Genomic DNA, 12,441 nt, shown 5'->3' with positions numbered 1-12,441 from the left:
AGGAACATATACCGCAAATTTTCTCGAAGACAGGGAGTGGTATCGGTCTTGATGACTTTACGCAGGATATTCCGGTTGACTAAGCAAGGAGATTTTATTCTATCTTTTATTTACGTAAATTTGTTTTAAACAAGGACTAAAGCCTATACCACTTTTTAATTGATACAATAGTCGGGGATACGAACGCCCAAAAAGCTTATATGCAATGAGAACACAATTTATAACTGACGACCAAGGCAAAAAACTCGCCGTCATTCTTCCCATCAAGGAGTACAACAAAATGGTCGATGGTCTGGAAGAACTCGAAGACATCAGGCTCTATGATGCCGCAAAAAATGGAAAACAGGAATATATAGATGCGGAACAGGCTTTCAAGGAGATTGAAGAAGCCCGTAGGAATGAAGGTGTATAAAGTCCGCCTGGAACGCAGGGCCCAGAAAAAACTGGCCAGGATACCGGAACCCTATTATTCCAATATCAAGACCGCCATACTGGACTTGGGGAGCGACCCTCGCCCAGTAGGATGCAAGAAACTAAAAGGCAGAGATGGATTCCGTATCCGTGTGGCCGATTACCGAATCATCTACGAGATACAGGATAGCGTTCTTTTGATAGACGTGATTGATTTAGGACATAGAAAGGATATTTATTAAAAAGTCCGGAAAGTCCGGGCTTTTATTGGATTTTATCTTTAATCACCATCTGATATTGTGTTTTCTCATATCCTTCGCTGGGTTTAGTTTGCAACTACACCCTTCTATAAATACCAATTTGTAATTGGAAATTGGACGGAATCACCACTAATCCAACGCTATCAAACCTACCAATTCAGCATAATTCCTTGCATCTGAACACCTACAAGATTCCGGTTTTTCAACGATTCCTACCTGTACCTGATTCTCATGGATATAAAACGTGCTCCATTCGATCATTTCAGTTCGATAAAGTTCAATGGCATGGTTTTCATGTGTACTTTTTCAAACCCAAGCCAAACACTGTTTAAAATTTTGGACATCTGTTTACCTAGAAATTCTTTTAGTAAGCCATTGCAAATGGCACGTGATGGATGACGATTTTAAAGGAGGTTAGGAATAATAGGGTGTAGCGGATTTTACACCCGGTCGGGGCCGTTTTGGTTTCTTCAAAATGCCTTTCGGAGCAGACTTTAGTGTCTTGAACGGTGGTCATTCATACTTTAAATTTATTCGGATCCTTCCGATTAGGCCTAAAACTCACGACCTCTAGATGATCTTCTTTGATGCGATAATAAATACTCGTCTGTTTACTGAAAGTGCATTTTCTCAGGCCTTTTCTTATATCGGATTCGCGGTACATCTCCGGTGATTCCGATAACAGGCTCAAGGTTTTTTCGATATTGACATATATTTCTTTTGCTTTCTGTTGTCCGAACTTCCGAACTACGTATTCCAACAATTCAATTTCCTCATGCCTGGCACGAAGGGAATAGCGGATCGCCAATGCCAAACCTAAAAGTTGAATCGGTTTTTGATTTCCTCACGGACGGATTCATGGGACAGGTATTGCCCTTTATCCAACTGCTCAAGGCCCTCATCTATGGCCGCCCGGTCTTCCTCACTTAACGCTTCCCAAAAATCCCCATCATCCTCAATGTTCAAAAGCGATTTGACGGCGTTTAAAACACGCTCATCCTTGGTATTGATGATTTCCGATATGATCCTGTATTTTACCGAATTATCCATTTGATGGTTTTTAATTATCCCATAAAGTTAATAAATTTTAGGCTTATTTTAATCCTTCGCTGGATGTGGTTTGCAACTACACCCTTCTATCAATACCAATTTGTAATTGGAAAATGGACGAAATCACCACCAATCCACCCCTATCAAACCTACCAATTCAGCATCATTCTTTGCACTTGAACACCTAATAGCTTCCGGTTTTTCCACGATTCCTGCTCGTACCGGATTCTCATGAATATAAAACATGCTCCATTCGATCATTTCGGTTCGATAAAGTTCAATGGCATGGTTTTCATGTGCACTATTTCAAACCCCAGCCAGACACTGTTCAAAATTTTGGACACTTGTTTACTAAGAGGTTCTTTAGTAAGCCATTGCAAACGGCATGTGATGGATGACGATTTTAAAGGAGGGTAGGAATAATAGGGTGTAGCGGATTCTACACCCTGTCGGGGATTATCTTTTGTTTTTCCAGACCCTTGGGTTCCTACTGGTATGTGTAACAGCAAAAACAATGACTGATCTGTCCGGTTCTTCTACCCGGTAATGAATCTGGTAGGGGAATTTTTCCACTAATATATTTCTTACGTCCCGATACCGAACCTGACAATGCAATGGATACTTTTTTATGTAATTTAGCCCTGATTTTAAGGATTCAAAAAACCGATCGCCTAAACCCGGCTTTTCTTCATCGTACCATTCCATTATTTCCCTGACGTCGAAACTGGCTTCCGGGAGCAGCTTAATCCGGTAGGTCATAAATCCTTTTCAAGCTCTTTCATTACGTCATCCCAGTCCAACGCTTTGCCGGGATCCTTTTCATAGGAAGCTATCCGCTCATCCAATAACCCCTTGTGGGCATCGCTTAACCCTCCCTCCTGCCGGTGTTTGAAAGCCTGCAACTGTTCCAGTATTTTCGGGTCCTGTAGCTCAGTGAGCCAGTGGATAAGTTCGACTTTTATTGATTGAGTATCCATACTGATCATTTTTTATTTAATCCCTAAAGTTAACGATTTTTATGTTTATTTTAGTTTCTCCAATACATGCTGATGGCGATTTGGTAGGGTAGCAATAGATTAGCGAAACAAGTCCATTGCCGTTAAAAAGCTGTAAAAAGCCCCAAAGCGCTTCAATAGGCCCCGTATTCAGGCGCTCAGGTTCTTCGATAATATCTCATCCAAGGTCTTCATGGAGGACAAAACCACGACCGGACAACTCAGGCTAATTCAGCAACTCGAAGACGAGGACCGGCAGGCTGTCTTCAAACGCAACGACAAAATGTTCACTAACGAAAATTCAAAGGCTTCTTCCAGAAAAATGTCGCGGCTTTGGAAATCAAAAAAGCAAGGACGAACCACCGGATTTTTCTTTTAGAAACTTGCTCTACCTTTTAGGATGTCAACCAAACAATCAGCTTCCTATTTTTGTGAAAATTAATTTTGAATCAACATTCTGCTTACAATGAAATTATCCAAATTACTAGTAATCTTAAAAGAATCGCTAATCCTCCTAATATGAGGACAAAAACCAAACCCATTCGCTTGGACTTCCAATACATGTTAAATATTGAAATACCTGCTTTATCCTTCCGCAATTGCTTATTGTAAAGGTAAAGCCCAATAAACAACATAAGTAAACCTAAAAATAACTCCATTTTATTTCCTATCTTGCATATTCTCCCTTTATGCCGTCAGCTATATTCAATGAGGATTCGAGGGTGGATTCTAGAACGACCTGTTCCGTCCAGTTGATTATCCTCCTTCTGTTTCTGAGATTTTTTATCAAAGAACTACCATACTTACCTACCACCATCATTCCGACATCACCAAAACCACCACTAATATTCCCCTCCGCAAAATTCATAGTAGCACTTGCCACACCAGAGATTGTAGAAACCGAGCCACCAACTGCTAATAACCCAACTCCAAAATGAGGTACAAAAGGAGTTACTACTGTCCCAACTGCTGATATTCCCGCTCCCGTATTACCTACACCATCAATGGTACTTCTAGTCATGTGTTTGGCAAAGGGCAAGGCTTCGCTTCTTATTCGCTTACTATTCGCCCTCATCCCCTTTACAACAGGATTACTCATTACCTTGCCGTGCGAGGTCGCTTCACCTGTTACGGTAAACGCTGACATTGACCTGACACCCTGGTCGATGCTACCGTCGGAATTGTATAACAGCGTGTTGCCCGAGGTTTCATCCAAACCTATTCCTGATTTTCCCAAATATTGATCTCCTGACTGCGGGTCCAGATCTTCGACGGAGTTTACGTTTTCACGCCACTCAACCTTACCCTCCTTGGCCTTTACCCAATCATCTGGTGCAAGACCGGAGGGATCAATCATTCTGAGGGGATTGTTGAAAACGAAATTATACGGAGACCATTGTGGCATTTGACCTGAAAGGGCGTCAACACCCCACCATCTTCCTACGACAGGATCATACTGCCTGAACTCGGTCGTATAGCTCCTTCCGGGGCCATTTACCTCGTCATCGGCTTCCATGCCATTGAACCCGTAACGGTATGCCCCTGCACAATATTTTCAGTTGGTTTTCAACTCTCTTTCACAACTTCTAAAGAACGTTTCGCCCCATTAGACAACCATAAAGATAGTTTTTTCTTTCAGTTGAAAAGTTTTCAGTTGAAAAAAAAGAAGGTGTGTACGGAGTCCCTTTAAAAAATATTTCTTATAAGAGGAAACGGAAAAAAGAGAGCGCCCGATCCGGCGGGTATGGGCAAAAAGCATGGTGATTTGTGCTGCTGAATAAAGGATGATGGAGGTCTTACTGGCAGGTGTGGCTTTTTGCCGAATGAGAATGACGAACACCGCTAACCTTTAAACTGTATTGCTAAATTTTCTTTTCTAAGTGGCTATCACAAATGAATGCAGTTGGATCTTGAGGTTTTCATACCAATCCGTATGGGTTCAGGTCTTGCTTTTCCAGACCCGGGGATCCCTGCTGGTATGTGTGATCGCAAAAACAACAATCAATCCGTCTGTTTCCTCTATTCTGTAATGTACCTGATAGGGGAATCTGTCCAATAAAATGCTTCTCACATCCCTATAGCTAACCTGACAGTGAAGTGGATACCTCTGGATATAATCAAGCCTTGATTTCAATGCCAGATAAAACCCCTTACCTAATCCAGGCTTTTCTTCATTGTACCATTCCATTATTTCCTTAATGTCGAAACGGGCCTCCGGGAGCAGCTTTATACTGTAGGTCATAAATCCTTTTCAAGCTCTTTCATTACTTCATCCCAGTCCAACGCTCTGCCGGGATCCTTTTCATAGGAAGCTATACGCTCATCCAACAACGCCTTGTGGGCATTGCTTAACCCTCCCTCCTGAAGGTGTTTGAGAGCCTGAAGCTGTTCCAGTATTTTCGGGTCCTGTAGCTCCGTGAGCCAGTGGATAAGGTCGACTTTGATTGTTTGGATATCCATTTTGATCAGTTTTATCCGTTCTTTAAAGTTAATGGTTTTTTTGCTCAGTTAAGTTTCTGCTGTACGAAAAGATGGCATTTCCACACCGTCGTCCTGATACCTGAGTGACGGCAGCTGCTTTTTACTAGCGCAGCGAATCACCGCATCCCGGGAGATTATCGGAATGTATGAGCGTGGGGATGCCGTCCCGTCCATCGAGGCGGCAAAAAAAATAGCGGATGCCTTCGGCGTGTCACTGGACTATCTGGTCGGCGAGGGGGTCAACAGCTCCTTCGACAAAAAAACCGTCAAAAGACTGCAGGACATCGAAAAACTACATCCTTAGGACAGAAAACACATCTTCGCCCTGATGGACGCATTCCTGTTCAAGTGCCAGGTTCAGAACTCGCTCAGCGCATAAAACACAAAAGCCCGGCAGTGCCGGGCTTTTTAATAATTATTAAAACTTATGCCTACCTAATTCCAATTCTTGATGATATAAATTATCAATGCTATTATCAAACCAATTAAAAGAACTATTAATTGTCCTTTTGCTGCCTTACCAAACGGGTCATTTATCCTTTTCATCTCCATGAGTAAAATAACCAACAACTTTATTATATAGACTTCCTAACCCACCCAATACAGTTTCAGTTATTGTTTCTTCTTGAGAATTAGTAATATTTCCAACCCTTTTTGACTCTCTTACAGCTGCCTTGGTTAAACTGTTGGTAGCCACCCCACAAACAATATTCCCTTCTTCAATAGAAGCATTTCTATTATCCCCTTCACTATAATAAACCAATCCCTTCATTACTTTGCCAGCTGCTGATGTCACCTCTCCAAATGGAACTAGTGCCAAAGACATCCCCTCTGCCGGAATTGCCAATGCCACGCCAGCATCTGAAATCAATCCACCACCCTTGTCCAAAGTGTTGTCAACGTCCATTGTAGCTTCCCTTCCGAGAATTTTACCTACGTCAGTCACAGCATTTAAATCCGAAGATATTCCTGCTATCTTAATTGAGGTTCGCATCTCTTGATTCATCCCAATATTGGAAGGTGTATTTCCTGAAGCCCCCGATATTAACCTTTGAGCTGGTGCATTGGATTGGCTTAGAATTCCCGAATATTTTGCTTTCACACCTTGATATGCATCATAAAACGTAGGCCAGCAGCTGGGACATTTCCCATCTGGATCATTATACCTGATCGGGTTATTCCAACTGAACTGGTAAAGAGACAATCCTATTTGTCTTGGATGGTCGGCCAACACATCGATACTGGTGATCCTGCCTATCGAAGGATCATAAAACCTTGATTTGAAGTCGTATATTTCCAGATTAAGGTCCCTTATGATCTCGTTGCCGTTGTAAAGATAACGATACTTTCACCATTCTCCCCGGTCGTACCGCTGCGTTTTACTCTAAATTTGCCACCGGCTTCACCTCCACATTAAGGGAATCGATTACATTGACTTCATACCCCAAATTGATTTCAACCTGACTTACCTCTTCATTAAACGCTGCGGCCCCTTCCGGACTGATTTGGGTCTCCCAGGCGTAAAGACGCCGCAGATTGGGAAGCCCTGCCAGATGCTCCAGGCCGGCATCACTGACCTCGGTTCCATAAAGGTTTAGGGATTCCAGGTATTCCAGATCCGCTAAATGAGCCAAGCCGGCATCCGTAATACTTGTTTTTTCCACTCGTAGGCGGGTGAGGTTTTTCATTTTCCCCACTGCGACCAGCCCCTCATCCGTCAACGGCGTGTCTTTGACATCCAGCCAGGTAATTTGCTCGGGGAAGTCGGTCGCCAACCGCTGCAATACTACATTGACGGAATCCTTTGCAGACAAGGTCACCTGCAGCCAGTTGGAATCATTGGAAAGGGACTTTACCGCCATTCCCTGCTCGGAATAGGCCTTTAGCTTTTCCGGATCCGGTGGGGTGGTGCCTTCCGCAAGCAGGATCTCCACTTCGGACTTATTCGCATTGGGATCGGTAAGGGTTAGTAATACAGATTGTACCTCCTGATTCGCTTCGAGTTCGGGCACTTTTTTATCGAAGGGAGCTCCTTCGTTGATCCACCATTCCAGTAGCAGTACTTGTTCGTCCGATAACTGAGACTTGCCTTTCGGCGGCATGTGGTCATCGTGATTTTGGTCCAGGTGAATCCGTTTGATCATTTCGCTTTCGGCCGCATTTCCTGCCTGAAAGATGGGACCATTTTCCCCTCCTTTCAGCAGGGCTTCTCTCGTATGCATTTGCAAATCACCCTTCTTTTTGCTGGCGTTATGACAGGAATTGCAGCGAATTTCCATGATGGGATGGATGATTTCGGTATACACCACGGCCTCATCCAGATTTTCTATTAATTGGGGTCCTTTTTGTTCAATCGGCATACCGGCGAGCTGTTTTATTCCATCAGGCAGGTATTGGGTGAGGTAATTTGCGCCGTGGGTCAGGGATCCGCCATAATGGCCGGCCACGGCTAAGAATACCATCATCAGGGAGAAGGAGCCCAGGTAAGCCCGGTTAAATTTCAGCGTTGCCTTCTTCTCCTTTTGGCCGTACAGCCACCAGGTTCCGAAAGCAAAGAGTACCAACAGGATTCCAGACCACTGATGGACAAATAACAAATCTTCTCCATAGTCTCCTGCCTGCGCCAGCATCAAGCCCAGTATGGCTGTCACCAGAGCGGAAAGTGCTCCCAACCCCAGCACAAAGCCTATCGCCGGCTTCAGGTAGGCAAACTTTTCCCGGCGGGAAAGAAATTCCATAAGGAATCCCAGGGCTAAAAAGCCAATGGGAAGGTGTAAAAACAAGGGGTGAAACCTTCCGAAGAAGATGATGATGTCTGATGATAGCTCCATGTAATTTATGCGAATAATTTATGTATTACTTTTCCTGACACGTCGGTCAACCTAAAATCCCTTCCTTGGGCAAAATAGGTAAATTTTTCGTGATCCATGCCCATCAAATGCAAAATACTTGCCTGTAAATCATGGACATGCACTTTATCTTTTATGCCATAATAGCCTATTTCATCGGTTTCACCATAGGTCGACCCTCCTTTTACGCCTCCACCGGCCATCCAAATCGGAAAAGCTTCTGTGTGGTGATCCCTTCCTTTGAAGGGCCATTCCATGCCTCCCCGGTTTTCCTGCATGGGGGTACGGCCAAATTCACCTCCCCATACCACCAGCGTCTCGTCCAGCAAGCCCCGCTGCTTTAAATCCTTTACCAATGCTGTCATGGCCTGGTCTACGGGCTTGCACTTGATGGGTAGTCCCTCGTCCAGGGATTCGCGTTCCGCTACCCCGTGCATGTCCCAGCCCCAATCAAATAACTGCACAAAGCGAACGCCTTTTTCTACCAGCCTTCTGGCCAGCAGGCAGTTGTTGGCAAAAGAGGTCTTGCCCGGCTCCGTACCATACATCTCGTGTATATAATCCGGCTCATCCTTTATATCCATCACATCAGGTACCGAAGTTTGCATGCGGTAGGCCATTTCGTATTGGGAGATACGGGTCAGCGTCTCCGGATCGCCAAATTCCTGGTGTTCTTTCTCATTGATCCGGTTAATGGCATCAATCGTCTGCTTCCGCAAGGACCCGTCCATGCCGGAAGGATTGGAAACATAAAGGACCGGGTCACCTTCGGACCGGCATTGGACTCCCTGATACACGGAAGGCAAAAAGCCACTGCCCCAGACGGATTTACCCGCGTCGGGTGTATTCCCTCCGGATACCAACACCATAAAACCCGGTAAATCCTCGTTTTCAGACCCCAGCCCATAGGTTACCCAGCTTCCCATACTCGGCCGACCCAATCTTGGTGAGCCCGTCTGCAATAGCAATTGTGCAGGCGCGTGGTTAAACTCATCTGTATGCATGGTTTTGATCAGGGCCACATCATCCACAATCGTTGAAAAATGGGGTAAATTATCGGACACCATCATTCCGGATTCTCCTCTGGGCCTGAAAACAGCCTGAGGCCCGAGCATTTTGGGTACGCCCTGAATAAAGGCAAACTTTTTCCCCTCTAAAAGCGATTGAGGACAGTCCTTTCCATCCAGTTTTGCCAGTTCCGGTTTGTAATCAAACAATTCCAACTGCGAAGGTGCTCCTGCCATGTGCAGGTAAATGATGCGTTTTGCCTTTGGAGCAAAGTGGGGTACTTGCCGGAGCAGGCTATCCACCTGTGATTCCAGGGCTTGCTCCTCTCCGGACTTTTGACAACCCACCATACCACCAAGGGCCAATGCCCCTAATCCGGTGGTGCATTGTTTCAGAAAGTGCCTGCGGGTTTTACTTTGCAGGTATCGGTATCGTTGTTCGTCGGCTAAACTGATTCGCTTACTCATGACTTCATTAGAAATTCGTCCAGATTCATAACGGCATTTGCCATCACGGTGTATACTGCCAATGCTTTATTCTCCTCTCCTACCAACTGGCAAATGGCATCGGGCTGGGTTTCAAAATAGGTTTCGGTTTGGCGAAGCAACCTACGCAAATCTCCCAATTTATCGGGGTCGATCCCTCTCCTCATGGCCAGACTATACAACAAGGCAAGTCGCTCCTCGTCCTCAGAGTAATTCTCTAGCACTTTTCGCCCTAATGCGATGGCAGCCTCCAGGTAAACCGGATCATTTAAGGTTACCAGGGCCTGAAGCGGTGTATTGGTATCAATGCGTTTGGGCAGGCAAAATTCCCGGCTTGGCGCATCAAAGGCAATAATGGAAGGGTAAGGACTGGTTCGCCTCCAAAAGGTATACAGGGCCCTTCGGTGCTTGTCTTCCCCTTTGCTGGTGAGCCACTCGTCGCCACTATATACCACCTGCCAGATGCCGTCGGGCTGTTCGGGCATCACGCTGGGTCCCCCCATTTTTTCGCTCAACAGTCCGGATACGGCCAGTGCCTGATCCCTAATCTGCTCGGCGGTCAACCTAAGTCGGGGCCCTCTCGCCAGCCACTCGTTTAAGGGATCCGGGTCTTCCTTTGGATCTTTAAAATGGGAGGATTGACGGTAGGTGGCAGACATTAGTATTTCCTTGAGTAGTTTTTTGATATCCCAGTCCAGGTCTTGGGAAAACCGCAAAGCCAGCCAATCCAATAATTCAGGATGGGTAGGGGCATATCCTTGCGAACCAAAATCCTCCATCGAAGAGACCAAACCCCTACCGAACAATTGTTCCCAGAGTCTATTGACCATTACCCGTGCCGTTAGCGGATTTTCCGGGCTAAAAAGCCACTGGCTAAACCCAAGGCGGTCCGGATCATAGTTTCCTTCAAAGGGATTCCAAATGGCAGGCAGGCCCGGAGAAACTAGCTCACCTGGTACCATCCAGCTTCCTTTTTCAAATATCCGGCTTTCACGCTGGTACCGGTTCGGAAGGGAAACCATCACAGGGGTGGTTTCTTTTTCTGCTTCCGAATTATAAAGTTCCTGAAAGGCTTGTGCTACTTCCTCGTATCCGGCCTGTTCCTCCCCCGGAAGTGCATGGTGCAGCATGACCCATTCGAAGGTACAGGTGAGTTCCTCTCCATCCACTCCTTCATAGGCCAGGTATAAATCATGCGTTCCCTGCGTTGGTTTTACCGGGATGGATACCACCTCCATCACCGAATACGTTTCATCCTCTTTTGTTTCTTCGTTAAACCGAGTTTTGGTTTTAGGCTGCACATTCCAGGATCCAATTTCCCTTCCTTTCAGGCTGTCCAGCCGAAAGCTAATTTTCCCTTTCCCTTTTTGGGCTCTAACCTTAAACAGGATCCGGTCCTCGCCAACAAAGGGTAAATTCCGGGTCCTCGAATAAATATCAGGCTCCACTTTAAAGGTGGCCGTACCTTTCACGGGAATGCCCTTGTCCATTTGTTCAAAATAATGGGGATGGATCTTCGCTTCTCCCAAACGGATCAGCCGGGTAAAGTAATCCGGATGCTGTTCCTGTTGTTGACTTCCTTCTTCACTGACCCAGGTTTGAATTCTTTTTAACTTTTCCTGGTCTTCTTCCGACTTAAAATCGATCAGGACCGGAGCCTCACTGGGAATATCGGCATCCGCAGTCTGATTAAAAAATGCCAGGCTACGGTAGTAATCTTCGTGTCGAATCGGATCATAAGGATGGCTGTGACACTGCACGCATTCCATCGTTGTTCCCTGCAATACCGTCCAGGTTGTATTTACCCTGTCCAGCACCGCCGCCACACGGAATTCCTCATTATCGGTGCCCCCTTCGTCGTTGTTCATGGTATTCCGGTGAAAGGCGGTAGCAATGTAGTTTTCGTCGGTAGGATTGGGTAATAAGTCTCCTGCAAGCTGTTCGGTGACAAACTGGTCGTAAGGCATGTTATCGTTAAATGCCTGGATCAGCCAATCCCGGTATTTCCAGATCTTTCGGGGCCGATCTGCCTCGTATCCCTTGGAGTCTGCATACCTGGCCAAATCCATCCACATGGCCGCCCATCTTTCTCCGTAGGCAGGGGAATCCAAGAATTGATCCACCCATTTTTCATAGGCATTTTCAGAACTGTCGGCCAAATAAGCCTGAACCTCATCCAAATCGGGAGGCAAACCCCGGGTATCAAAGCTAAGCCTTCGAATCAGCGAATACCGGTCCGATAAGGGGTTGGGTTGTAATTCCTTCTCCTCCAGCGTCTGCATGACAAATCGATCGATATCGTTGAATATCCAGGAGTTATCCCTGTCCGGTACTTCCTGTGACAGTGGTGGTTTGTAGGCCCAATGGTCATCCCAGACCGCACCCTGATTGATCCATCTGGTCATTAACTCAATTTCCGCTTCGGAAAGCGGTTCTTCCTCCAAAGGCATCCGGTATTCCGGATCCGCATGGTTGATTCGGTTGATAAGTTCACTTTTCCAGACATTTCCGGGTACGATGGCTCGCTCTCCGGATTCGTTGACCGCCAGGGCTTCCTCTTCGAAAAGCAGGCTGAATCCCCCTGATTTTTTTACGCCTCCGTGGCAGGCGATGCATTTATTGTTGACTATGGGGCGGATGTCACGGTTGTAATCAACCCGTTCTCCCAACACAATGGCTGGAACGATTCGGTGCTTGTTTTCAAAGGGGACCACGCGCAATATCCAAACCAAAAGGCCTAGCAGAAATAGCACGGAGAAGGTATAGGTAATGTACTTTTTTTGGGTGCGCATACAAGTATTGCCAACAGCGTCAATATCCGAAACAAAGTAATTAAAAATCGTCTGAATTCAAACCTTACCCTTACCGACGGTCCATTTTATGCTATTTTCGGCACAACAAC

The 12,441-nt window shown here is 45.8% G+C and carries 14 protein-coding genes and 2 pseudogenes; 4 read left to right on the top strand and 12 right to left on the bottom strand.

The annotated features are described in order from the left end of the window. Nucleotides 1-205: 205 nt before the first annotated feature. Both GJQ68_RS20485 and GJQ68_RS20480 read left to right on the top strand, forming a co-directional pair. Nucleotides 206-412: a hypothetical protein gene (locus GJQ68_RS20485; protein ID WP_162419132.1), complete on the top strand. Its 207-nt coding sequence runs from the start codon at nucleotides 206-208 to the stop codon at nucleotides 410-412. Next, nucleotides 399-653 carry a type II toxin-antitoxin system RelE family toxin gene (locus GJQ68_RS20480; protein ID WP_162419131.1) on the top strand — a complete coding sequence of 85 codons (255 nt, stop codon included), beginning with the start codon at nucleotides 399-401 and terminating at the stop codon, nucleotides 651-653. Before GJQ68_RS20485 ends, GJQ68_RS20480 begins: the two co-directional genes overlap by 14 nt. A 535-nt stretch (nucleotides 654-1,188) precedes the next feature. Here GJQ68_RS20480 and GJQ68_RS20475 read toward each other — a convergent pair. The 4 genes from GJQ68_RS20475 to GJQ68_RS20460 all read right to left on the bottom strand — a co-directional run bounded on the left by GJQ68_RS20475 (nucleotide 1,189) and on the right by GJQ68_RS20460 (nucleotide 2,698). Next, a complete protein-coding gene (locus GJQ68_RS20475; protein WP_162419130.1) occupies nucleotides 1,189-1,485 on the bottom strand; it encodes a type II toxin-antitoxin system RelE/ParE family toxin in 297 nt (98 codons plus the stop codon). Between the two features lie 2 nt (nucleotides 1,486-1,487). Beyond that, entirely contained in the window at nucleotides 1,488-1,721 is a 234-nt protein-coding gene (locus GJQ68_RS20470) for a hypothetical protein (protein ID WP_162419129.1), read from the bottom strand. Nucleotides 1,722-2,177: 456 nt separating this feature from the next. Next, nucleotides 2,178-2,480 carry a type II toxin-antitoxin system RelE/ParE family toxin gene (locus tag GJQ68_RS20465; protein ID WP_162419128.1) on the bottom strand — a complete coding sequence of 101 codons (303 nt, stop codon included), beginning with the start codon at nucleotides 2,478-2,480 and terminating at the stop codon, nucleotides 2,178-2,180. Then, nucleotides 2,477-2,698 carry an addiction module protein gene (locus GJQ68_RS20460; RefSeq protein WP_162340435.1) on the bottom strand — a complete coding sequence of 74 codons (222 nt, stop codon included), beginning with the start codon at nucleotides 2,696-2,698 and terminating at the stop codon, nucleotides 2,477-2,479. The genes GJQ68_RS20465 and GJQ68_RS20460 overlap by 4 nt, the downstream gene beginning before the upstream one ends. 211 nt (nucleotides 2,699-2,909) lie before the next feature. Here GJQ68_RS20460 and GJQ68_RS20455 point away from each other — a divergent pair, with 211 nt between their 5' ends. Next, a complete protein-coding gene (locus GJQ68_RS20455) occupies nucleotides 2,910-3,095 on the top strand; it encodes a hypothetical protein (protein WP_162419127.1) in 186 nt (61 codons plus the stop codon). Nucleotides 3,096-3,383: 288 nt separating this feature from the next. Here the strand turns inward: GJQ68_RS20455 and GJQ68_RS20450 are convergent. The 3 genes and pseudogenes from GJQ68_RS20450 to GJQ68_RS20440 form a co-directional block, all read right to left on the bottom strand. After that, nucleotides 3,384-4,238: pseudogene (locus GJQ68_RS20450) on the bottom strand (RHS repeat domain-containing protein); the annotation flags it as partial. Nucleotides 4,239-4,655: 417 nt separating this feature from the next. Beyond that, complete coding sequence (locus tag GJQ68_RS20445; protein WP_162419125.1) at nucleotides 4,656-4,958, bottom strand: type II toxin-antitoxin system RelE/ParE family toxin; 303 nt, start codon at nucleotides 4,956-4,958, stop codon at nucleotides 4,656-4,658. Next, nucleotides 4,955-5,176: an addiction module protein gene (locus GJQ68_RS20440; protein WP_162419124.1), complete on the bottom strand. Its 222-nt coding sequence runs from the start codon at nucleotides 5,174-5,176 to the stop codon at nucleotides 4,955-4,957. Before GJQ68_RS20440 ends, GJQ68_RS20445 begins: the two co-directional genes overlap by 4 nt. 100 nt (nucleotides 5,177-5,276) lie before the next feature. On the opposite strand from GJQ68_RS20440, the gene GJQ68_RS23580 reads away from it, so the two are divergent. Further along, entirely contained in the window at nucleotides 5,277-5,501 is a 225-nt protein-coding gene (locus GJQ68_RS23580) for a helix-turn-helix domain-containing protein (RefSeq protein WP_317174464.1), read from the top strand. Between the two features lie 225 nt (nucleotides 5,502-5,726). Here the strand turns inward: GJQ68_RS23580 and GJQ68_RS20430 are convergent, their stop codons facing one another. From GJQ68_RS20430 to GJQ68_RS20415, 5 genes and pseudogenes are all read right to left on the bottom strand, one after another. Then, complete coding sequence (locus GJQ68_RS20430; protein ID WP_235941821.1) at nucleotides 5,727-6,299, bottom strand: hypothetical protein; 573 nt, start codon at nucleotides 6,297-6,299, stop codon at nucleotides 5,727-5,729. Nucleotides 6,300-6,356: 57 nt separating this feature from the next. Then, a pseudogene (locus tag GJQ68_RS23720) lies at nucleotides 6,357-6,527 on the bottom strand (hypothetical protein); the annotation flags it as partial. A gap of 49 nt (nucleotides 6,528-6,576) precedes the next feature. Then, nucleotides 6,577-8,028, bottom strand: a complete 1,452-nt coding sequence (locus tag GJQ68_RS20425) for a c-type cytochrome domain-containing protein (RefSeq protein WP_162419122.1) — start codon at nucleotides 8,026-8,028, stop codon at nucleotides 6,577-6,579. 5 nt (nucleotides 8,029-8,033) lie between these two features. After that, on the bottom strand, nucleotides 8,034-9,521 hold the full coding sequence (locus tag GJQ68_RS20420; protein WP_162419121.1) for a DUF1501 domain-containing protein: 1,488 nt from the start codon (nucleotides 9,519-9,521) through the stop codon (nucleotides 8,034-8,036). Continuing rightward, on the bottom strand, nucleotides 9,518-12,331 hold the full coding sequence (locus GJQ68_RS20415; RefSeq protein ID WP_162419120.1) for a DUF1553 domain-containing protein: 2,814 nt from the start codon (nucleotides 12,329-12,331) through the stop codon (nucleotides 9,518-9,520). The genes GJQ68_RS20420 and GJQ68_RS20415 overlap by 4 nt, the downstream gene beginning before the upstream one ends. Nucleotides 12,332-12,441 lie beyond the last annotated feature (110 nt).

The sequence above is a fragment of the Cyclobacterium roseum genome, from assembly GCF_010119225.1.
Classification (GTDB): Bacteria; Bacteroidota; Bacteroidia; order Cytophagales; family Cyclobacteriaceae; genus Cyclobacterium; species Cyclobacterium roseum.
This window is presented reverse-complemented; position numbering and strand designations above follow the sequence as displayed.